At 66.4% G+C, this 21,904-nt stretch carries 15 protein-coding genes; 8 read left to right on the plus strand and 7 right to left on the minus strand.

Annotated elements, in window-relative coordinates; all coding sequences use genetic code 11:
* Positions 1-13: 13 nt before the first annotated feature.
* Entirely contained in the window at positions 14-1,099 is a 1,086-nt protein-coding gene (locus IE191_RS01760) for an amine dehydrogenase large subunit (protein ID WP_229815030.1), read from the minus strand.
* A 262-nt stretch (positions 1,100-1,361) separates the two neighbouring features.
* On the opposite strand from IE191_RS01760, the gene IE191_RS01765 reads away from it, so the two are divergent.
* Entirely contained in the window at positions 1,362-2,021 is a 660-nt protein-coding gene (locus IE191_RS01765; protein ID WP_229815031.1) for a TetR/AcrR family transcriptional regulator, read from the plus strand.
* Between the two features lie 35 nt (positions 2,022-2,056).
* On the opposite strand, the gene IE191_RS01770 is transcribed toward IE191_RS01765, so the two are convergent.
* Genes IE191_RS01770 through IE191_RS01780 form a run of 3 tightly spaced genes read right to left on the minus strand, consistent with a single transcriptional unit; the run spans position 2,057 to position 4,916 of the window.
* Positions 2,057-3,376, minus strand: coding sequence for a metal-dependent hydrolase family protein (locus IE191_RS01770; protein ID WP_191322609.1), 1,320 nt, complete (start codon positions 3,374-3,376; stop codon positions 2,057-2,059).
* Positions 3,377-3,426: 50 nt separating this feature from the next.
* Positions 3,427-4,401 (minus strand): FecR family protein, encoded by a 975-nt coding sequence (locus tag IE191_RS01775; protein ID WP_191322610.1) that lies wholly within the window; start codon positions 4,399-4,401, stop codon positions 3,427-3,429.
* A complete protein-coding gene (locus IE191_RS01780; RefSeq protein ID WP_191322611.1) occupies positions 4,398-4,916 on the minus strand; it encodes an RNA polymerase sigma factor in 519 nt (172 codons plus the stop codon). Before IE191_RS01780 ends, IE191_RS01775 begins: the two co-directional genes overlap by 4 nt.
* 139 nt (positions 4,917-5,055) lie before the next feature.
* On the opposite strand from IE191_RS01780, the gene IE191_RS01785 reads away from it, so the two are divergent.
* From IE191_RS01785 to IE191_RS01795, 3 genes are all read left to right on the plus strand, one after another.
* Positions 5,056-7,551 carry a TonB-dependent receptor gene (locus IE191_RS01785; RefSeq protein ID WP_191322612.1) on the plus strand — a complete coding sequence of 832 codons (2,496 nt, stop codon included), beginning with the start codon at positions 5,056-5,058 and terminating at the stop codon, positions 7,549-7,551.
* 129 nt (positions 7,552-7,680) lie between these two features.
* The gene (locus IE191_RS01790; RefSeq protein WP_191322613.1) at positions 7,681-9,996 is read left to right on the plus strand and encodes a TonB-dependent receptor; all 2,316 of its coding nucleotides are present in this window, start codon (positions 7,681-7,683) and stop codon (positions 9,994-9,996) included.
* 14 nt (positions 9,997-10,010) lie between these two features.
* Entirely contained in the window at positions 10,011-11,363 is a 1,353-nt protein-coding gene (locus IE191_RS01795) for an amidohydrolase (protein ID WP_191322614.1), read from the plus strand.
* A gap of 126 nt (positions 11,364-11,489) precedes the next feature.
* Here the strand turns inward: IE191_RS01795 and IE191_RS01800 are convergent, their stop codons facing one another.
* Genes IE191_RS01800 through IE191_RS01810 form a run of 3 tightly spaced genes read right to left on the minus strand, consistent with a single transcriptional unit; the run spans position 11,490 to position 15,962 of the window.
* A complete protein-coding gene (locus tag IE191_RS01800) occupies positions 11,490-12,725 on the minus strand; it encodes an MFS transporter (RefSeq protein ID WP_191322615.1) in 1,236 nt (411 codons plus the stop codon).
* 5 nt (positions 12,726-12,730) lie between these two features.
* Positions 12,731-13,747 (minus strand): Rieske 2Fe-2S domain-containing protein, encoded by a 1,017-nt coding sequence (locus tag IE191_RS01805; protein WP_191322616.1) that lies wholly within the window; start codon positions 13,745-13,747, stop codon positions 12,731-12,733.
* Positions 13,748-13,775: 28 nt separating this feature from the next.
* A complete protein-coding gene (locus tag IE191_RS01810) occupies positions 13,776-15,962 on the minus strand; it encodes a TonB-dependent receptor (protein WP_191322617.1) in 2,187 nt (728 codons plus the stop codon).
* A gap of 234 nt (positions 15,963-16,196) precedes the next feature.
* Here IE191_RS01810 and IE191_RS01815 point away from each other — a divergent pair, with 234 nt between their 5' ends.
* The 4 genes from IE191_RS01815 to IE191_RS01830 all read left to right on the plus strand — a co-directional run bounded on the left by IE191_RS01815 (position 16,197) and on the right by IE191_RS01830 (position 21,883).
* Positions 16,197-17,117, plus strand: coding sequence for a LysR family transcriptional regulator (locus IE191_RS01815; protein ID WP_191322618.1), 921 nt, complete (start codon positions 16,197-16,199; stop codon positions 17,115-17,117).
* A 277-nt stretch (positions 17,118-17,394) separates the two neighbouring features.
* Complete coding sequence (locus tag IE191_RS01820) at positions 17,395-18,576, plus strand: pyridoxal phosphate-dependent aminotransferase (RefSeq protein WP_229815032.1); 1,182 nt, start codon at positions 17,395-17,397, stop codon at positions 18,574-18,576.
* Between the two features lie 26 nt (positions 18,577-18,602).
* On the plus strand, positions 18,603-20,360 hold the full coding sequence (locus IE191_RS01825; protein WP_191322619.1) for a M61 family metallopeptidase: 1,758 nt from the start codon (positions 18,603-18,605) through the stop codon (positions 20,358-20,360).
* Between the two features lie 14 nt (positions 20,361-20,374).
* Positions 20,375-21,883 carry a S10 family peptidase gene (locus tag IE191_RS01830; protein ID WP_191322620.1) on the plus strand — a complete coding sequence of 503 codons (1,509 nt, stop codon included), beginning with the start codon at positions 20,375-20,377 and terminating at the stop codon, positions 21,881-21,883.
* Positions 21,884-21,904 lie beyond the last annotated feature (21 nt).

Here is a 21,904-nt window from a genome sequence, read left to right on the forward strand (position 1 = left end):
TCAGGCGCCCCCATCACGGCACCGTGACCATGATCGGGTTGGCCGCCACCGTGGCGCCCAGCGTGCGCACGAACGCGCCGCTGACGGCATCATAGACGTCGATCACGCCATCGGCGCGCGCGGCCACCAGATGTGGCTGCTCCTCGCGCGTGACGCCGATCGCCACGCTCTGGCCCTTGAGCGCGATACGCTGCACGCGGGCCTTCTTCACAGGATCGATCACCCAGACTTCGGTGCCGCCGTCCTTGTGGCTGCCTTCCTTGCCATAGGGGCTCATCAACACATAGAGCCGCCCGGCGGCATCGGCGTGGATCACTTCCCAGCCGCCCGGACGCCACTCCGGCGCGCCGCCTTCGGCGGTGCCGACGCTGAAACTGCCGGGCAGCGGGCGGATCACCTCGCCCGACAGGTCAAAGCCCTGGATCATCCCGTAGAAGCTGACGAACCACGCTGTCTTGCCGACAATCGCCGGGGTGCCGAACAGCGGCTGGCGATCGATGTCCTGCACCTTGGCCACAGTTTTGGAACTGGCCGCCCCGCCCTTGTCGTCCAGCGTCACGCTGAAGGCGGAGCCATCGGCGCAGAGGCTGGTGAAGCCGCGCACCCCGGTGGGATAGATCTGCGCGCAGCCGGGCAGGTCAATCTCGTTCAATATCTTGCGCGCTGCCAGGTCTACCACCGTCACCGACTGGGCCGGGGTGAAATTGGCGATCAGCGCCCACTTGCCGTCGTTGGTGAACTGGAACAGGTGCGGATAGGTCACCGATTGCTGGCGCTTGCCACCGGGCAGCACGATCTCGCCCTTGGGCTCCAGCGTCGCCATGTCCCAGATGGTGATCGCATCGGTGCGTTCCCCGCGCGACAGGCGGCTGTAGAACGTTTCGGCGGTGTAGATTTCCCCGCGCTCACGCGAGACGAGCATGTTGGCAAACTGCGCCGCGCGCACCAGGCCCTTGAGCGGGCGGACCGGATCGGCGGTGTCCACCACCGCCAAGCGGCCATCGACGATCGACTGGAAGCGGAAATCGTGGATCAGCACCCAGCTTGCCGGCCACTGCGTCGGCAGCTTGGCGACGCTGGGCAGGGTCTCTTCGGGCAAGGGTTTGGGAAAGGCGGCAGAAGCCGCACTTGGCGCCGCCAGCGCAGGCGCGCTTCCCTGGATCGAAAGGGCCGAAGTAGCAGCAGCAAGCCCTGCTGCAAGGGCGAAGGATCGCATCGTGTGTCCCCCCATGGCGGCCGATGGGCTCGCCTTGTGCAACACAAGATGACCTTTCAGACACAAAACTGTCAATTGACCTAAATTTGTCGAGTGACCTATTTTATGAGAGGTGCTAAACTCTCCTGAAATTGGGGGAGACGCGATGACAAATCAGATGGATAGTGTGCCGCGACTGGTCACCGACCTGATCGTCCCGGAGCGCGAGGGAGGCTATCTCAAAGGGCGGGAAACGCGCGAACTGATCCTGCGCACGGCGCTGACCATCCTGATCGAGCATGGCTATCCGGCGATGTCGATGCGCCGAGTCGCGGCCGAATGCGGGATGAAGTTCGGCAACCTGACCTATCACTACCGCAGCCGCGAAGACCTGGTGCGCGAACTGCTCGAAGCGGTCATCCGCTCTTATGAAGTGGAATTCGCGGCCATCGCGCACATGCCTGGCGCTTCCCCCGAGGACCGCCTTCGCCGCGTGTGCCTGTTCATCCTGGAAGACATCCGCACCAAGAAGACCACGCATCTCTTTCCCGAGATCTGGGCCCTGTCGAACCACGAACCCTTCGTGTTCGACCTGATGCACGCGCTCTATGTGCGCGCCCGCGCGCCGATCCGCGCCATCATTGATGAAATGCGGCCCGACCTGCCTGCCGCCTTGCGCGAGGATATGGCCCTGTTCATTTCGGCCAGCATGGAAGGCATGACCGTCTTTGCCGGCCACGCCAAACCGTTCGAACCGCGCATGCCATCGATCGAGCGGATCGCGGTGCAATCCTTCCTCGATCTGGTGCGCAGCACGCCAGCCTGACGTTCAGGCCGGCGTGCGCGAGGGCAAAAGCCCCATCAAATCCGGGGTTCGCTGTGATCCTTCACGATGCGGCCGCCCTGCATGACGAAACGCACGCGCTGCAACTCGGTCACGTCGACCATCGGATCCTTGTCGGTGGCGACGATATCGGCAAAGGCGCCGGGGCTGATCGCGCCGATGCGGCTTTCGCCGATCAGCGTCGCTGCACCGGTCCACGAGCTGCGCAAGACGTCGGCCACAGGCATTCCGGCCTTGGCCATCAGCTCGAATTCACGCGCGTTCTGGCCGTGGTGATAGACCCCGGCATCGGTGCCGAATGCGATCTTCACCCCCGCCTTCCACGCGGCATAGAGGTTCTTGGCCATGATCGGGCCAACCGCCAGCGCCTTTTCCGCCATCGACGGGCCGAGCAATTCGGGATGCTTCTGGGCAAATTCCACCACCGTGGCGCCAGCGATCAGCGTGGGCACCAAGTATGTGCCGTGGCTCTTCATGATGGTATAGCTCGCAGGCGTGGCAAAGCTGCCGTGCTCGATCGAGTCCACGCCGATGTCGCTGGCGTGGTCGATCGCCTGGGCGCCATGGGCATGGGCGGCCACGCGCAGATGCAGGGTATGGGCGGTTTCCACCACGGCCTTGATTTCCGCATCGGTCATCAACTGGGCCTGGGGATCGTCGCCCACGCTGGCGACGCCACCCGACGGCACGATCTTGATGAGATCCACGCCATCGCGGAAGTGCTCACGCACTTTCTTCACGGCCTCATCCGGCCCATCGACAATACCGTCCTGCCATTCCGGCTTGGTCAGCGCCGGATCGAAGCCGTTGGCCGGGTCGCCGTGGCCGCCGGTGGGGCTCAGGATACTGCCCGAAACCCACATGCGCGGGCCAGGGATGGTGCCGGCCTTCTGCGCCCGCTTGAGCGCAACGACGACGGCGGTATCCCCGCCCACGTCGCGCACGGAGGTGAAGCCGGCCAGCAGGGTCAGCCGCGCGTTGCCCACGCCCTCCAGCGTTTCGTCATAACCGCTCTTGGTCACGCTCTGGAGCTGGGCGTTGCCCTTGGTCAGATCGAGCGTAAGGTGAACGTGGGCATCGATCAGGCCGGGCATGACCGTGCTTTGCGACAGGTCCACCACGTCAGCCCCGGCCGGCGTCACAAAGCCATCCTGCACGCCCGTGATCTGGTCATCGTGGACCAGGATCGACACGTTCGCACGTTCCCCGGCGTTGACGCCGTCGATCAGGTGACCGGCATGGATCACATAGTCGCGCGCCTGGGCCTGTGCTCCCAGGATCGGCGCGGCGGCGATCGTCATGGCCAGCGATACACTGGCCAGCAAGGACTTCTTCATTGGTCAAACTCCCTGAGAGACGGTTTTTCAATGCAATGTGAAGCGGGATGTCATGGCTTTGCCGGGCCGCGCGACAGCGCGCCGGGATGGCCCATGGCCGCCACGGTATCGACCAGCGCCTGCGGATCATCGACGCGGAAAGCGCCGCTGACCGGCACGGTTCCGGTGCGCGAATCGCGGATCACCAGCGGCTGCGCGAGATAGCGGTTGAAGCGGTCGACCAGGCTCGCCAACGGCTCGGCGTCGGCCACGATCATGCCATCCTGCCATCCCGGCGCGCCGGTGATGTCCGACCGGCCCAGCACGGCCTCGCCCCCGCGCAAGGCCAGGTGCTGCCCCGGCGACAGGCGGCGCGGCGCCAGGCCGGGCGCGCCCACGTCGACCGCGCCTTCCACCAGCGACACGGCCACGCCATCCCCTGCCCGGCTCACTTCGAACACCGTGCCGACATCGGTCACAGACAGAGGCCCGGCCTCCACCCGAAATGGCCGTGCGGCGTCATGCTTGACCCGGAAATAGGCGCGCCCCTGCGCCAGCACGACACTGCGCCGGCCAGCATCCTCGCCCACCAGCACGCGCGTCTGCGCGTCGAGCGTGATCTGGCTGCCATCGGCGAGGCTCACCGTACGCGGCCCGGCTGCGCCATTTTCCAGCGTGCGCATGGCCAGTTGTGGCGCGGCGGATGGAAGCGGCGAACCTGATCGCACCGCCAGTACCGTGCCCACGCCAATCGCCACGACGCCCAGCGCTGCCGCCACGGCCAGCCACCGCCGGCGCGGTTGTGCAGCCACGCCGCCCGCCGTCCGCGCCAGAGCCTGTGCGCGCATCGCGATCACCGCCTCGTGATCCGCAACCTGATCGAGCCCGGCCCACAGCGCTTCCACCTCGGCCAGGGCGGCCTGGGTTTGTGCATCGCCGGGCGCCGCCACCGGTCGCCCGGCGCGCCGCGCCGCAAAATGGGCAATCGCCGCGTCCAGCGCGGGTTGTCCCTCGCGCCCCGCCGCGTCGCCTTGGTCCGCGCTCATTCCTCGATCTCCAGCAACAGGCGCAGCGCCTTCATGATGTGCTTTTCCACGGAACTGACCGAAATGCCCATGCGGCGGGCGATCTCGGCATAAGCCAGGCCCTCGAAACGGTGCAGCACGAAAACATCGCGCGTGCGTTCGGGCATGGTCGAAAGCCGGTTCATGACGACGGTAAGCGCCTCCTTACCTTCCAAGACGCGATCCGGCGTGATCCACTCAACGGGATGATCATTTTCTTCAAGACCGTGGTGCATATCCTCGCTGCGCACCACGGCGCGGCGCGCGCGATCATGCACCACGCTGCTGGCGGCGGTGAAAAGATAGGCTCGCGGATTGGCCACCTCGCCGCTGTCCAGCCGCTCGTGCGCGCGCAGCCACACGTCCTGCACGGCGTCATCGACGTCAGCGGGATTGCGCAACCGCCGGCCCAGCCAAGTGCGCACCGCGCGGCGATGGCGCTCGAACGCGGAGATCGGGCCATCGCCGGCCTGCTGGCTGATCCGTTTGGAGGACATGGACGGGAAAGCTAGCCAAGACGCGGCCGCTTTGGCAAGCTGCCGGACAATGAGGGAAAAATCGGGCGCCTGTCGGCGCCGGCCAGGCCGTGCCCAGCGCGGTGCGGCCGGCTTGCTGCTGGCTGTGGCCACTATGGCCATGGCCGGGTCGCCGGCGTTCGCGCAAGGCAGGCCGCAGATCCCGGCGCCACGCCAACTGCCGCCCGCGCCGCTGGCCGAAGCGCTGCGGGCGGTTGCGATCGCCACCGGCACGACCATCGCCTTTGCCCCGGAAACCGTGGCGGGCCGCCGCGCAAGGGCAGTGACGCTGTCGGGCGATGCCTCCGCGATCGTGCGCCGCCTGCTTGCCGGCAGCAGCCTTGCCGTGGAGCGCACCGGCCCACGCAGCCTGCTGGTCCTGCCGCAGCCCACCGTGCCACTTGCGCACAACACGCCATCGGCGGCCCTGCCGGCCCTGGCCGCGGGCGACATCATGGTCACCGCGCTGCGCCGTCCCACGCTGTTGACCGATACGCCGATCAGCCTGGTCGCGGTGCGTGGCGAAGACCTCATGCATGACCAGGCCACGTCGCTGGAGGGCCTGGCGCGTCTGGCGCCCAGCCTGACCGTCACATCATCAGGCCCCGGCTTCAACCGACTGACCATGCGCGGTGCCTATGCCGCTGGCGAGGCGACCGTCGCCCTCTATTACGGCAATGTTCCTGTGGCCGGCCCCGGCGGCTCGACCAGCGATCCGGGTCTGATGACGCCCGACCTCGTGCTGGCCGATGTAGACCGCGTGGAAGTGCTGCGCGGGCCGCAAGGCACGCTCTACGGCACCAGTTCGCTGGCCGGCACCGTGCGCGTGCTGTTCAACGGTCCGCAACTGGACCAGCGGACGCTTGGCCTGGACAGCAGTGCCAGCACGACCCGCAGCGGCGCCCCTTCCGCCAGTGTGACGGCAGCGATGAACCTGCCGCTGGTGCCCGGCCAGATCGCACTGCGCGCCGTGGGCTGGCACGAATATACCGGCGGCGTCGTGGATTTTCCGCGCCTGGGCCGATCCAATACCGACGACCAGGTGCGCGAAGGCGGGCGCTTGGCGTTGCGCTGGCAGCTTGCGCCCGACTGGCGGGCCGATCTGACCGGCGTGTGGCAACGCAGCCGGATCGGCAATACCCACAGCACCACCGCCGGCGCCCTGCCCAACCAGTCGCAGGGCCAGGTAATCGTGCCATTCTTCGATACGTTCGCGATGGCTGCGCTCGATCTGCATGGCAAGCTCGCCGGGGTGAGCCTGGATGCGACGCTGGCGCGCTCGTGGTGGCGCCCTCACCGCTTTTGGGATTTCACCCAAAGCCAACTCAACCACCTCGGCGATGGCACGGCTTGCGCCGCTTGTGCCGGAATCGGCACATCGTCATGCAGCGCCACGCAGATGGCCGGATTCAACCGCTATCTGCTTGCCAACAGCCCGACCTTGGTGGCGCAGCCCCTGGCGGTGGATATCACCAGCGCAGAACTGCGCCTTTCGGCAGAAGGGACCTTGACCTGGACAGCCGGACTGTTCGCCAGCCGGCGCACGGATGCAGGGCAGAGCGGCAGCCTGGGCGTGAACGCTGCCACCGGCCTGGTGCTTCCCGAAACCGTCGCCGTATCCGACCGCCGTTTCGCCAGCCAGCTTTCCGAATATGCGCTGTTCGGCGATGGCAGCCTGCGCGTGCTGCCGTGGCTGACGGTGTCGAGCGGCTTGCGCTATTTCCACTATGTGCGGGACACGCAAAGCGTGGTCACCCTGGCCAATCCGTTCACCGGGCCGTTCGGCCCATCGGCATTCAACCTGGGCTATCGCGCGCAGGGGTGGGTCGGCCGTGCGCGGGTCGAGGCGCGGCCTATCGCCGGGCTGCTGGTCTATACCCAAGTGGCCAACGGCTTCCGCCCTGGCGGGATCAACGTGGTGCCGGGCCTGCCAGACAGCCTGGCGGTCTATCACGACGACCGGCTTACAAGCCTGGAGATCGGCACCCGCTTTGCCCCGCTGCACCGGGCCTGGCATGTCGACCTGACCGGCTTTCACCAGCACTGGTCCAACATGCAATATGCCGCCATGTCGAGCGATGGCAGCTATGCCTTCATCACCAACATCGGCGCGGCGCGGATCAACGGGGCGGAGCTCGCACTGGGGGGTGGGCTGGGGCATGGCTGGCAGGCCAAGGTCCAGGCCACGGTGACCGACGCGCGCCTGGTCTATGACCAGGTTTCGGGCACGGCCACCACCGACGGCCGCGCGGGCGAGCGCCTGCCCTATGTGGCACCATGGGCGGCCAGCGCCGAACTGCGCCGGCAGTGGCGCCTTTCCACCGGAGCAGAGACGGCGGCCTGGCAAGCCGATGCCGGGCTGTTCGTTCACTATGCCGGGCGCGCCTATAGCGCCTTTCGCGCCAGCACGGTGGTCGATCGCCTTGCCCTGGGCGGCTTCGCCACGCTCGATGCCGATGTGGCGCTGGCGCGCGGGCCATGGCGCGCCGGGCTGTTCGTGCAGAACATTGCCAATGGCCAGGGCCGCGTCTGGGCCGGGACGATCGGCGGCACCGACCTGGTTACCTATCAGCGGCCGCGCACCATGGGCGTGACGCTGCACGCTGAATTTCACTGAGAGGAAAAAAATGTGCCACCCCGATGAGGGACCGCACCGCGCCCGCGTCTAGTCGAGCAGGGGAACGCGAAGCGACGCGCCACGGGAAGCGGCATCGCAGCGCCCCTGATACGAGGACAGGGAGTCACCATGAACAAAGCCATCCTGGCCGTTTCCGGCCTGATCACTGCGCATGTCCTGCTGGCCGGAACGGCCCACGCCGCCGATGCCGCACCATCGGCCCCCGCTACGGCAGCACAAGAGGCCGCCGCACAGGACGTCCCCCCCGCCGCCGGCGATATCGTGGTAACCGCCCTGCACCGCACCTCCACGGTGCAGACCACGCCGCTCAGCATCGTGGCGATTTCCGGCGATGGCCTTGCCAAGACCGGCGCGACCCAGCTCAACGACTATTTCCGCCAGATTCCCAACCTCAACGTCACCAGCGGTGTGGCCGGTTCGAACCGCATCTCGATCCGCGGCGTCAATGCCGCAGGCGAAGCGACGGTTGGCCTCTATTACGATGAAACGCCGGTCACCGGCCCGGCCGGCACGACGCAGGATTCCGGCGCGGTCGCGGCCGATCTCAACCTGTTCGACGTGGAGCGCGTGGAAGTGCTGCGCGGGCCGCAAGGCACACTCTATGGCGCCAGCTCGATGGCCGGCACCCTGCGGGTGATTTTCCACAAGCCCGATTACGACAAGGTGGAAGCGGGCGGCGAAACCCAGGTGACCACCACCGAAGGCGGATCGGCGGGCTATTTCCTGCGCGGCATGGTCAACGTGCCGATCGTGAGCGACAAGCTGGCGGTGCGCGTCGTGGGCTATGACGAGCGCAAGCCCGGCTGGATCGACAATGTCACCTATGGCACGCAGAACATCAACCGTTCCACCAACTGGGGCGGACGCGGGATCATCGGCTTCAAGCCCGACGAACTGACCACCATCACTGCCACGCTCAGCTACCAGAAGAGCGACGCACCGGATCAGCAGGGCTGGTACCCGAGCGTCGGCCGCTACAAGACCAATTCGCCCGCACAACTGCCGTTTCACACCGAAATGCAACTTTACAACCTGAAGGCCGATCGCGACCTCGGGTTCGCCACGCTGACCGGCACGGCCAGCTATTACAACTACAACTATATCCGCACCGTCGATTTCACGCCCTCGGTGCGGGCATACGCCAATTCCACCGCGCAATGCGCCAAGGCCCAGGGCGGCACGGCCTGCACCAGCGACCAGTTCGCCGCCTATCAGTCTGCGGGCCTCGCCCTGCTGCCGGCGGTCGGCTATCAGCCCGCCTGGGTCCATTCGCAGAACTATGAAGCGCGCCTGGCATCCAACGCCGCGCAGATGCCCTCGTGGCTGGAATGGACCGTCGGGGTCTATTACGAAAAGCGCAACGACCACATCGACAGCAACGTGATCAGCGAAAACGCCACGGACGGCTCGATCACCCTGCCGATCACGCCGCTGGTCTATCGCTATGTCGCCACGCGGTCTCGCCAGGCGGCCGGATTTGGCGAAGTCTCGCTCAAGCCGCTGCCGGGCCTGACGATCACCGGCGGCCTGCGCTATTACGATTACAGCAAGACCACCAGCGGCCAATCCTATATCACCAACTACTACACCGGCACCCTGGCCGCGCCGTTCAGCCAGGCAACCACCACGGCCAATGGTTGGCTGGAAAAGTTCAACATCAACTATCGCATCACCCCGCGCGTGATGGTCTACGCCAGCGCATCGAAGGGTTTCCGCCCCGGCGGCGCCAACAATATCCCCGGCCTTGCCGCCAACCTGGTGTCCTACAAGCCCGACAGCCTGTGGAATTACGAAGTGGGCCTGAAGTCGAGCTGGCTGGGCGACAAGCTGGTGCTCAACGGCGCGCTGTTCGACATCGAATGGAGCAACATGCAGACTTCGGCGCGCACTGCCGACGGGCTCTATGCGTTCCTCACCAATGCCGGCCATGCCCGTATTCGCGGCCTTGAAGTGGACCTCACCGCCCGTCCGCTCCACGGTCTCACGCTCAACGGGGCGCTGGGTTATACCGACGCGCATCTCACGCAGGACCAGTCGTCGTCGGCCGTGCTCATCACCGCCTCCACCGGCAAGGCGGGCGATCCGATCCCCAACACGCCTGACCTGACCGCATCGGCTTCGGCCAGCTATAGCTGGGCGCTCACCTCCCGCCTCGATGGCTTGGTGCGCGTCGATGGCGCCTATACCGGCCACCAGGAAGGCACGTTCCGCCCGTCCGATCCCTATCACACCTCTTATGGCAACTACGCCACGGCGAACGCGCGCATCGGCGTCGAGAATGGGCAGATGGGCCTCTACCTGTTCTGCAACAACCTGACCGACACGACGGGGGCGATCGCGGTGAGCAGCGGTTATGGCTACACCAACCTGACCTACTCCATCCAGCCGCGCACCTGGGGCCTCAACGCCCGCTTCAGCCTGTAAGGAGGATAACGCCCATGCCTCGCTTCATCCGCGCCAGGTGCTTGCTGGCCGGCGCCATGACCATGGCGCTGGCAGCGCCGGCCTTGCCCGCAGCAGCAGCGCCACTCGATGCCGCTGCCGCACGCGGCGCGATCGACGCGCAGCTCGACAGGATCTACCCCGCGCTCGACGCGCTCTACAAGGATATCCACCAGCATCCCGAAGTGGGGTTCCAGGAAACCCGCACCGCCGCACTGCTTGCCGCGCGGATGCGGCAGATCGGCTTCACGGTTACCGAGCACGTCGGCCAGACCGGCGTGGTCGCCGTCTATCGCAACGGCGATGGCCCGGTGGTCATGGTGCGGACCGAGCTGGACGGCCTGCCGCTGGAGGAGAAGACCGGCCTGCCCTATGCCAGCCATTACCAGCAGACCATCGATGGCAAGCTGACCCCGACCGACCATGCCTGCGGCCACGACAGCCACATGACCTGGTGGGTCGGCACAGCACAGACGCTGCTGGCGATGAAGGACAAGTGGCACGGCACGCTGGTGTTCATCGGGCAGCCGGCCGAGGAAAAGATCGGCGGCGCCAAGGCAATGCTGGCCGATGGCCTGTTCACCCGGTTTCCCAAGCCGGACTATGCCTTTGCCGCCCACGTCACGCCCGATGTGGCGGGGCACGTGGTGGTCAAGCAGGGTACGGTGAGTTCGGCGTCGGACAGCGTGATCGTCACGTTCCATGGCCAGGGCGCGCATGGATCGATGCCCGACAAGAGCATCGATCCGATCGTCATGGGCGCACATTTTGTCGACGATGTGCAAACCGTGATCAGCCGGCAGAAGGATCCGCAGAAGTTCGGCGTGATCACGGTGGGTGCGTTCAATGCCGGCTTTGCCCCCAACATCATCCCCGACACCGCCGTGCTCAAGCTGACGCTGCGGTCGTATGATGCCGACGTGCGGAAACTGCTGCTCGATGGGGTCGACACCACTGCGCGCGCCGTCGCGACGATGGCCCACGCCGATGCGCCAGACGTGGCCCACACGGAAGGAACGGCCTCGGTGATCAACGACCCGGCACTGGCGGCCCGCCTCGCGGGCGTGCTGCAATCCGCGCTGGGCGACGGCCATGTCGCCCTGGTGCCGGCCACCATGCCGGGCGGCACGGCGAGCGAGGACTATTCCGAGTTCGTCAACGCCGGCGTCCCGCAATCGGTGTTCTTCGCCGTGGGCGGAAGCGATCCGGCCATGCTCGCTCGGCTCAAGAGCGAAGGGAAACCAGTACCGGTCAACCACTCCCCGTTCTTTGCGCCCCAGCCCGAACCGGCGATCCGCACCGGCGTGGAAACACTGGTGCTGGCCGTGCTCGGCGTGGCCGGGAACTGATCCCACTACGATGCCGAAGAGCAGGGCCTCCTGAAAGCCCTGCTCTTCGGCATGCTGCGGCAAAAGACCTCGTCATCCCGCTTGGGTGTTTCGGACGCTCGCAGGCGTTGTGGCACACAACGCTTTTCAAGTCGGGGTCGGTGCCTGCACCGGCGATATCCCGGCGCCCTGGCCTCGGCAAACCGCGATCACCGCGATCAGCCAGCACGCAACCGCAAGACTGCCCACCGCCGTCAGGCCGCCTGGCGCCTGCACCATGAGGAACAGCGGTGGCGCGACAAGTCCGCCCAGACTGGCGGCCTGATTGATCATGCCGGCCAGCTTCGACCGATCGGCCCTGTCGCGTGCGATCACGGGGATCTGCGCCATGACGAGCGCCAGCCCCGCACCTTGGACAGCGCTCCACGCGGCAAGGGCCGCCAGCAGCAACGGTGCTGCCGGCTTCAGCAGAAAGGAAGCGCCCAGTGCAGCGACTCCCACGGCAACCAGCGGACCAAGCCAGCGGCGCGGACTGGCCGTGATGGCCAGCATACGCCCCATGGCAATGCCTGCAAGCAGACACAGGACGGTCAACAACGATACCAGGCCCGCCGCTTGCGTCGCGGTCCAACCCATGCGCGTTCCGGCCAGGAAAGGCAGCATGATGTTGACGCCCACCCCGCTCAGAACCATCCCGCCCATTGCCAGCGCGAGCGCCAGGCGCGGCGCGAGCGTCACCGTCTCGATCGCCCCGGACGGGCGGTCTGCCACAGCGTCCGTCTGCATCGCCGGGCTTTGGGCAACAGGCAGCCACAGCCCCGCCAGCAAAGCCGCAATCGCGATCAAGCCATGGGCTGCGAACACGCCGCGCCATGCGCCGCCACCGGCATCGCCCAGATAGGGAATGGCCAGCAATGGCCCCAGAATCCATGCAGCGGACGTGAAGGTCGACCACACGGCGAGAGCCTGCGCGCGGCGTTCCGGGCGGGTGCCGGCGATGATCCATACCGGTACCGCATTGAGCACCAGCATCACGCCAATGCCCTGTGCCAACCGTGCCACCAGCAGCATGCCGAGCGGGAGCGGCGCGAGACATGCCGCGTCGGCGCCAAGGATCGCCATCGTCCCCAGGCGCAAGCCCAGGTGGGCGCCCCACCGTCCAACCCAGCCGGCGCCAACGGCGGCCAGCAACGCGCCAGCGACGAACGGGGCAGACATCACCATCCCGAGCAGCGCCGCCGGCGCCTGCGGAAAGGTTCGTGCCAGTTTCCCCGCCAGCGGTGCCAGCATCGCCACAGACATGATGGCCAGCACGCCGTGGGCATAGAGCACCAGAATGAACGGCCAGGAACCGCCCGGCAGGCGGGCGCCTTTGCGCCCCATGCCCCTCACTGGGCTTCTGCCGCGAGCAAGGCAGCCATCTGGCGCCGGACACGCACGGCTGCGGCATCGATCGGCAACAGCACCGGATTGAGATCGTCGATATCGTTGTTCCCGATGCTGAGCTGCTGGCGTTGCAGCATCGGCTTGTCTTCATCTTCGAAGGCCTGGCGCAGCGCCTTGTTCAGCATCTGGGAAAACTCTGCATCGTCGAGCAGGAACGGCCGCGTGGAGCAGATGAAGTAATGCGTCGTCGTGGCGCTTTCGGGCGTCATGTTGTGCAGGGTCCAGGCAATGTCACCCGGTGCCTGGGTTTGCCCCGCCGGCACAGCGGAAGTGCCCAGCACCATCGCGGCGGGCGCATGCCATGTCACCTCGGTCCAGATATCTGCACATTCGGCCGGGTGGACCATCGGACGAAAAGCCGGCGGTGGCACGCAATCGCGCGCATCCCATGTGGCGATCACTTTCCCGTCTTCGACCCGGCTGGTCTTGCGCGCCTCGACCATGATGCCGCCGATCGTGGTGGCATGCAGAAAGTCTGCGTGGCTCAGGTCCATGATGTTGTCGACGAGCAGGCGGTAGTCGGCTGCCGTCGGCATCGCCAAGGTAACCTGGGCACTTTCAGGGGTCTGGTCGATGAAACCGAGATCGGGGATCAGCGCCGGGTCTGCCTTGGCCGCATCGCCAAGCCACACCCAGATGGCGCGATGGCGCTCCACCGTGGGATAGGCAGCGATATGCAGCGCGGATGTAATCGGCCCATGCGGATTGCGAACGCAGGCGCCGCTGCCGGAGAAGCCCAGCCCGTGATAGCCACAGGTCACCACCCCATCGGCAATTCGTCCGGCCGAAAGCGGTGCCAGGCGGTGGGGGCATCGGTCAACCACCGCGCCGGGTGTTCCATCCGCGTTGCGGAACACGAGCACGGGTTGCCCGATGATCGTGCGCGCGATCTGGCCCGCATCGTCGAGTTCGCGCGACCATCCCGCCTGATACCAGACGTTCTTCAAGAAGCGGCTCATGTCTTTCTCCGAAATAAGGCTGCGCTGGTCAGAACTTGACCGATGCCCGCACGCCATAGGTGCGCGGTGGATTGAGCGCCGCCGAGGTGTAGATGGTGAAAGCGGTGGGCCCGGAATTGGCGATGGTCGTCGCATCGAACAGATTGCGACCGTAGACCCCAAGCGTGAACCGGTCGCCCGGCGCACGGTAGGTCAACTGGGCATCGACCAGCCAATAGGCCTTCTGGTATTCGTCGCGCACGAATTCCAGACCCGTCAACGTGGTAGATTGCCAGTGCGCGTGGACATCGGCGACGAGATCGCCGCGCTGGAGCGGAATGGTCTGCTGGCCGCCCAGATTGATCGTCCATTCCGGCGCATAAGGTGGCCGGAACCCGGAGCAATCGATGGTGTAATTGGTGCTCACGGCCAGGCTGGGGCAGCCGGTGCCGTTGCTCACCCCGCCATTGGTGTTGGGCGCATCGTAGACGAAGGTGGAATAGCGCGCGTCGAGATACTGGATATCGGCGCTCAGTTCGGTGTTGGTCGCCAGCCTGGCACGGGCATCGATCTCCGCGCCCTTGTAGGTTGCCCGGCCGACGTTCTGCGTGGCGAAGATCGCCTGCCCGGCGGAATCGTTGACCAGGTGGCTGATCTGCTGGTTGCGATAGATCCAGTAGAACAGTTCGGCATTGATCTGGATGCGCTGGCCCCAGAACCGGTTCTTGCTCCCCAGCGTGAAAGCACTGATCGTTTCCGGGCGATAGACGCCCTCGTCCGACGTGAAGAAGAAACCACCCGACTTGAAGCCGGATTCGTAGCTGGCATAGAGCAGGTTGCGGTCGGTCACATCCCAGTCGGCGCCGAGCCGGAACGTGGCACGATCGAAATGCGCACGCCGGCCACTGGCTCCGCTGTTGTCAACGAACACCGGCAGGGTAACCGTGCCGGCGCCGGCAGCCGGATTGAAATTGGGCGGGTCCAGTGCCAGCGAGAAGGACAGCGGATCGGCGTCGGGGCAACTGGCCAGCACGCAGGCCCGGACATTGCCTGCCAGCGTCCCGTCAAGCCGCTTGACCTCGCTGGTATAGCGCGCGCCCGCAGTCAGGCGAATGCTCGGCGTCACCGCATAGGTCAGGCGCCCGAACGCGGCCGCGTTCTCGTCGTCCTGGCGGTATTGCACCAGGTTCACGTTGGCCTGCTGGTAGATGTAGTAGAACGGGATGCGGTTGGTTTCGCGATAATAGAAACCGCCGAGCAGGTAGCGCAACGGCCGCGCGTCGTCAGACGTCAGGCGCGCTTCCAGGCTCCCCTGGTAATCCCGTTCGCGCTGCCAGATGTAAAAGCCCGGCACGTCCGACCGGAAGTTCAGACTGCCTTCGCGATAGGCGGGGATCACCGTGAAGGTACCCAGCGCAGTGCGCCAGTCAACGGTGGCGGAAACACCCCAGAAGTTGTTGTGCAGGAACGGCGTCTGGCTGAGCGGCGTCATCGACTGGCCCAGCAGCAGGTTGGGCTGCGTCGCCACGAACGCCTTGCCCTCGTCAGAAAGATAGCCTGGACGCCCATCGATACCCAGCGCGACGGGCGTGCCGCCCTGCCCTTTCCCGCGCTGGCGAAAGGCATCAGCCACGATGTTGACGGAAACAGCCGCCGAAGGCTCCCACCGCAACGACAGGCGACCGGAGAGATCGTTCTGATCGTCGGTGCCATCGCGCATATAGCCATCGTGGCGCACGAACGTGCCCGCCGCACGCAGGGCCGCGTTCTGGCCCAGCGGCAGGTTCAACGCGGCATCGACATTGACGGCGTTGTAATTGCCGTATTCGACGCTTGCCGCGCCCGACGTTTCATTGAGGCGCGGCTTGGTGGTGATGACATTGATCGCGCCGCCCGTGGCGTTGCGGCCATAGAGTGTGCCTTGCGGCCCCTTGAGCACTTCGATGCGATCGATGTCATAGAAGAAACCCGTGGTGGCCGAGGGCCGCCCGACGTAGACGCCGTCGAAATTGAAAGCGATGGCCGGATCGGACAAGGCATTGCCGTTGAAATTGCCCACGCCGCGCAAGTAAAATAGCGTATAGGGGCCGGCCGCCGGAGCAATCTGCAAGACCGGCACGACCGTGCCAAGATCGGTGGGCCGCGTGATCCCCGCTGTCGCCAGGGCATCGCCGGAAACCGCACTCACGGCCAGCGCCGCGCGTTGCAGGCTTTCGGACCGCCGCTGCGCCGTCACCACGATGTCATTGAGCCCGCTTGTCGGCGCTTGCGGCGCTGTGGCCTCTTGCGCAAGCGCCGTGGCAGAGGGGGCAAAAATCGAACAGGCAAGCAAAACAGCTCGCAAACGCGATGGCTGACGCATGGTCTCTCCCTTGGTTTGTTTCTTATGCGGGAGAGTATGAGGCGCAGCTTGTCATACGAGAAATCTTATGTTTTTATCAGGATTGATAAATAAACCACATGGCAGAGTATGCGCTTCAAAGGTCTCGATCTGAATTTGCTGGTCGTGCTCGACGTCCTGCTGGAGCGGCAGAACGTGACCCGCGCCGCCGAGCAGTTGAACACCACCCAGCCCGCGATCAGCGCTGCCCTGCGCCGCCTGCGCGACCATTTCGGAGACATGCTGCTCGCCCAGAATGGCAAGCAGATGCTGCCAACGGCCTATGCCCTTGCCCTGCGCGAACCGCTCCGCGCCCTGCTTTCCGATGCCAATGCATTGGTTTCCATACAGGCGGGCTTCGAACCGGCGACATCCCGGCGCAACTTCCGGATCATGGCGTCAGACTTCGTCGCCTCCGCGATTCTCGGTGAATGGTTCCCCGGCGTCCGCAAGATCGCACCCGACATCTCGTTCACAGTCAGTCCCCCCGGCGATGCATCGCTCGGGCTGCTCGATAGTGGCGAACTCGATCTGTTCATTTCGCCGCAGCAGTTCTTAAGCGCCATGCATCCTGCCCGATTGCTGTTCGAAGATCGCCATGTCGTGGCGGGATGGAGCGAAAATCCACTGATCCGCGAACCAGTGACACGCCAAACCCTGGTGGCCAGCAAGTTCATCGCGGCACAGATCGGTCGCGATCGCCGCTCCTTCGCCGCGGACGAGCTGGCCGAATGCGGCATCACCATGCGAATTGCCATGGGCGCGGCATATTTTTCCATTGTGGCAGACCTGTTGGAGAGCACCGATTGCCTGGCCATCATTCCGGAACGATACGCGCGCCGCGCCGCACGGCACAGACCGATCGCGTGGCAGCCCCTTCCCGTCCCCATCGCTCCATTGCACGAATGCGTACAATATCATCGCACGCGGGCTGAAGACCCGGGCTTGAAATGGTTGATCGGCAACCTGATGGACAGCATCGGGCAGTCCGATTCGGGCGCAACGGACTGAATTCTCGCGCGTTCCCAGCGGGCTCAGGACGCCGCGCGGTCATGGCCTCCGATGCGAAGCGCCAGTGTTTGCCTGGGTGCTCAATTGACAGGGGAAGCACGGAACGGCCGCTTGCGCAGTCCGCATGGCCGCGATCTGGCATGCCTGCACTCAAAGGTCTTTGCATGGGGGCTTTGACCGGCTTTGCCGCCATGGCAACAAGGATTATGCGCTGGGGGCCGCACGGCGGGCACAGATCGCATAACAAGCGCCACGCCTGGCCGATAGGATCGGCGCAATGACCTGCACTGCCCTGCCTGCTGCCTCGCCCGATCTGGCCGCCCCGCCCATCGCCCCCGCGCCGATGGCCTATGCCCAATGGGTTGCCGCTGCGGTGGCGCTGGCACGCAAGGCGCCGCGCCCGATCGTGAGCCTGTTCGAAAGCTCGGTGCCCGAACCGCGCGCCTTGCTGCGCCAGGCTGTTCTGGCCACGGTCGAGCCCGATTTTTCGCCGCGCTATGTCAGCGCCTTTGGCGATGGCAATCCCTTCGTGCGCGCGATGCTGGCGCAAAGCCATGGCGTGGATATCGACCAGGTGCTGTGCGCCACCGGCGCCACTGGCGGCCTCGCCCTGCTCTATCGCGCGCTGCTCCGGCCCGGTGATCGCGTGCTGGTGGAAGTGCCCGGTTTCGATCTGTTTGCTGGCGCCGCGCAAGTGCAGGGGATTGGCGTGGATACGTTCACGCGGCCCGCCCCGCATTTCGGCATCGACTTGGACCAGGTCGCCGCCGCGCTTCGCCCGGAAACGCGGCTGATCGTGGTGTCTGACCTGCACAATCCCTCGGGCATGGGCATCCCGCGCGATACCCTGGCCGCGCTCGCCCAGTTGGCCCAGGCACGCGGCGTGCTGCTGGTGGTGGACGAAGTCTATGGCGACTATGCCGACAAGGCCAGCCGCCCCGGCCCGGCGTGCACGCTCTCGCCGGCGGTGATCAGCCTGTCGAGCCTGACCAAGATTTTCGGCCTGGGCGTGCTGCGCTGTGGCTGGATCGTGGGCGCACCCGGCGTGATGGCCACTCTGCGTGACTATGCCGCACGCGCTGAATTCGGGGTTTCCACCCTGTCGCATGCAGTCGCCGCCGAAGTGATGCTGCGCGCCGACGCCTTTGCCGATCACTGGCGCAGCCATGTCGCGCGCGCCCGGCCCCGCTTTGCCGCGTGGTATGCCCGCATGGTGGAGGCCGGACTGATGGCGGGCGCATTGCCCGATGCGGGCTGCATCTGCTTTCCCGCGCTGCCCGGCATTGCCGATACCCGCGCCTTTTCAGAAACGCTGATCGCGCAAAGCGGCGTCATCGTGGCGCCGGGCGAATTCTTTGGCCAGGCCGGGCACATCCGCATCGGCTTCTGCCTGCCCGATGCCGAACTTGACGCCGGCCTTGCCGCGCTGGAAGCGGCCCTGCGCCAGGCCAGCATCTGATCGCAAGCAAGGGGGATCTTCTGCCAATGCCGCACTTGCCCCGCTTCCTGCCTGCCCTGGTGGCCGCAGCCGCGCTGTTGCCGGCCCCGGCTCACGCCGCGTCGCCCGCGCTCGCCGTCACCTTTGCCCCGCGCGCCGATGTGGCGGACCGGGCGCGCGTGGGCACGGTGGAAGTCACGCTGCGCCTCTCCGGCCTCGCGGCTAAGGCCGGGGCGCCGGTGCTGCAACTGCCGCTGGTGGCCAGCAATGTCGATACCGTAGCGAGCCTGCTGGGTCCGCTGCGCGCGCACGATGCGGCCGGGCCGCTGCTCTTGCGCCCGCGCGATGCCGTGCTGGCCGACAGCGCCGATGGCGATGCGGTCAGCGGTGGGCCAGGACGGCAATGGCTGGCGCCGCGGGCGATCCGGGGTACGCTCGTCGTCTCCTATCGTGTGCCCGCCCAGGCCAGCCTGCCCCCGCGCGGCCCTGCCCCGCCCTTTGCCTTCAGCGCCGATGGTGGCGCCGTTTCAGCCGCTGGGCAGGTCTTCCTGCTGCTGCCCCCCGGCACCACGCACTGGCGCACCACGTTCGGCTTCGATCTGTCGCGCGCGCCCAAGGGCAGTCGTGGGGTCAGTTCGCTGGGCGCCGGCACGGTCACGGCGGCAGAGCCGCTTGATGCCAGCGCCCTGCGGCAAAGCTTCTTCATGGCCGGCCCGATCGGCACCTGGCCTGCTGCCCATGCGCAAGATGGTTTCTTCGGCGCCTGGCAGGGCCGCCCGGCCTTCGATGCCGGCGCGCTGCTGGCGTGGACCGGCGCGCTCCATGGCCATTACCGGCAGATGTTCGGGCAGACCCGGCCCGCGCCCTATGGCGTGTTCCTGCGCTACAACCCGATCAACGCAGGCGGCGGGGTGGGCCTGCGCAACGCATTCGTCACCACCTTCGGCACAGGGCGCGGGGCCGATCTGGCGAGCATCCGCATCACGCTGGCGCACGAGATGTTCCACACGTTCCAGCCCTATATCACCCGGCCAGAGGGCCTCGAATCCTCGTGGTTCGGCGAAGGGCTGGCCACGTTCTACCAGGCGCGCCTGCCGTTCCGCTTTGGCATGATCGATGCCGATGCATTCCTGCACGATCTCAACTGGACGGCCGCGCGCTATTACACCAGCGCCATGGCCAGCGTGCCGAATGCGCAAGTGCCGGCGCGGTTCTGGGCCGATACCCGCATCCGCACCCTGCCCTATGACCGCGGCATGCTCTATTTCGCCACGGTAGACCACGCCCTGCGCAAGAAGAGCGGCGGGCGCGAAAGCCTCGACACACTCGTCCTTGCCCTACTGGCCCGGCAAAAGGCCGGTGCCGCTCTCGCCAACGCCGATTGGGAAGACCAGTTGGCCCGGCACCTGGGGCCGCAGGCGGTGGCCGATTTCCGCGCATTCCTGGATGGCGCGGTGCCGCTGCCGGCATCCGACGCCTTTGGCCCGTGCTTTGCCCGCACGACTGCTCGCCTGCGCCGCTATGACCTGGGTTTTGCGACAGACGTTCTGGCCGAGCCCAAGCGTGTCGTGCGCAGCCTGGTGCCCGGCTCTGCCGCCGCGCTGGCGGGTGTGCGCGATGGCGACGAGATTGTCGATCCCGTGCCGCAGGATGGCATCCAGGGCGAGCAGACGCAGCAACTGACCCTACGCCTGCGCCGCGATGGCCGTGTCTTTACCGTCACGTATCTGCCACGTGGCGAAACCGTCGATGCCTGGCAATGGCAGCGCGTGCCCGTTGCACCCGGCACGGCCTGCACCCTTTGAGAAAGCCCCTGCCCATGCGCGCCCTGCTGCTTCCGCTCCTGCTCTGCGCCGCCGCCCAGCTTCATGCCCAGACGGCAATGCCCCTGCCGCCAACCGTACTGGCAACGCCGGTCATCACCCACCACAAGGGCACGTTCGGCGGGCAGACTGTGGCCTATACCGCGCGGGTCGAGGCTACCGAGGTTAAGACCGCCGATGGCGCGGCGCGCCTCGTCAGCTTTGCCTATCTGCGCGATGGCGCCAACCCGGCGACGCGGCCGGTGCTGTTCGCGTTCAACGGCGGGCCGATCGTGGCCTCGGCCTATGTCCACGTCGGCGGTCTTGGTCCGCGCCGGGCGGCATTCCCTGACGATATCGCCGCCGATCCGGCCAAAGTCACCCTGGCAGACAATCCCGCCTCGCCGCTCGATGCCGCAGACCTGGTTTTCGTCGATCCCGCTTCCACCGGGTTCAGCACCGTGGCGCCGGGCACCGATCCCCATGCGTTCTGGTCGGTGCGCGCCGATGCTGCGCAAGTTGCCGCCTTCATCCGCGCCTGGCTGGCTGCCCATGGGCGGACGGGAGCTCCGGTCTATGTGCTGGGCGAAAGCTATGGCACCAACCGCGCCTGCGAAATCGCGCGGCAACTGGCGCAGGGGCCCGATCCACTGCCGCTGGCCGGCGTGGTGCTCTATGGCCAGGCGGCCAACATCATCGAATATGCCCAGCGCCCCGCCAATGTCACCAGCTATGTCGCCTCGCTGCCCACGCTGGCGGCGATCGCCTGGTATCATGGCAAGGCGGATCGGCAGGACCCGGCATTCCAGGGCATGGACTTGCCCGCATTCCTCGCCGCCGCGCGCGCGTTTGCCAAGGGCGATTACCTGACCGTGCTCTATCAGGGCAGCGCCGCGCCCCTTGCCGATCGCGCCCGTGTTGCCGCGCGCCTGGCAGCGTTCACCGGGATCCCGGCCACCTGGTACCTAGCGCACGACCTGCGCATATCCAAGGAACGCTATCGCGTCGAACTGCTCAAGGACAAGGGCCTGGTGCTCGGCCGCATGGATGCGCGCTACACCATGCCCGCCCCCGCCACGGGCGGCGCACCCGATGCTTCCGAAGCGATCACCGACACCCTGGCCCGCCTGTTCGAACGCTACCGCCGCGAAGAACTCAAGGTGGCAGACACGCAGCCCTATGTCCTTTCCGCGTCCGTAGAAGGCTTCGACCAGTGGGGCTGGGGATCGGGCGCCAGCCCCTTTGCCGATTGGCCCTATTACCAGGGGATCACTGCGATGATGGCCGCCAACCCGCGTTTCCAGGTGCTGGTCGCCAACGGCTATTACGACACGCAGACCACGATGGGCGGGGCCGAACTGCTGGCCACGCAATCGGGCTGGGATCCGCAGCGCGTGACCTTGCGCTATTACGACGGGGGCCACACCGGCTATTCGGTGGCCGCCACGGCCCAGGCCCTGGGGAACGACATTCGCATGTTGATCTCCAGGACTGCTCCGGTTCAAACCGGGCAGGCGCCACGATGAGCCGCGCCCTTCTTGCACTTG

The organism is Novosphingobium pokkalii (assembly GCF_014652855.1).
In the GTDB taxonomy this organism is placed as follows: Bacteria; Pseudomonadota; Alphaproteobacteria; order Sphingomonadales; family Sphingomonadaceae; genus Novosphingobium; species Novosphingobium pokkalii.

Excerpts from the sequence above, each read along its gene's own strand:
- IE191_RS01770 (WP_191322609.1), bottom strand. The coding sequence starts at position 3,376 with ATGAAGAAGTCCTTGCTGGCCAGTGTATCGCTGGCCATGACGATCGCC.
- IE191_RS01765 (WP_229815031.1), top strand. The coding sequence starts at position 1,362 with ATGACAAATCAGATGGATAGTGTGCCGCGACTGGTCACCGACCTGATC.
- IE191_RS01785 (WP_191322612.1), top strand. The coding sequence starts at position 5,056 with ATGGCCGGGTCGCCGGCGTTCGCGCAAGGCAGGCCGCAGATCCCGGCG.
- IE191_RS01780 (WP_191322611.1), bottom strand. The coding sequence starts at position 4,916 with ATGTCCTCCAAACGGATCAGCCAGCAGGCCGGCGATGGCCCGATCTCC.
- IE191_RS01790 (WP_191322613.1), top strand. The coding sequence starts at position 7,681 with ATGAACAAAGCCATCCTGGCCGTTTCCGGCCTGATCACTGCGCATGTC.
- IE191_RS01795 (WP_191322614.1), top strand. The coding sequence starts at position 10,011 with ATGCCTCGCTTCATCCGCGCCAGGTGCTTGCTGGCCGGCGCCATGACC.
- IE191_RS01825 (WP_191322619.1), top strand. The coding sequence starts at position 18,603 with ATGCCGCACTTGCCCCGCTTCCTGCCTGCCCTGGTGGCCGCAGCCGCG.
- IE191_RS01800 (WP_191322615.1), bottom strand. The coding sequence starts at position 12,725 with ATGGGGCGCAAAGGCGCCCGCCTGCCGGGCGGTTCCTGGCCGTTCATT.
- IE191_RS01815 (WP_191322618.1), top strand. The coding sequence starts at position 16,197 with ATGCGCTTCAAAGGTCTCGATCTGAATTTGCTGGTCGTGCTCGACGTC.
- IE191_RS01775 (WP_191322610.1), bottom strand. The coding sequence starts at position 4,401 with ATGAGCGCGGACCAAGGCGACGCGGCGGGGCGCGAGGGACAACCCGCG.
- IE191_RS01830 (WP_191322620.1), top strand. The coding sequence starts at position 20,375 with ATGCGCGCCCTGCTGCTTCCGCTCCTGCTCTGCGCCGCCGCCCAGCTT.
- IE191_RS01805 (WP_191322616.1), bottom strand. The coding sequence starts at position 13,747 with ATGAGCCGCTTCTTGAAGAACGTCTGGTATCAGGCGGGATGGTCGCGC.
- IE191_RS01820 (WP_229815032.1), top strand. The coding sequence starts at position 17,395 with ATGACCTGCACTGCCCTGCCTGCTGCCTCGCCCGATCTGGCCGCCCCG.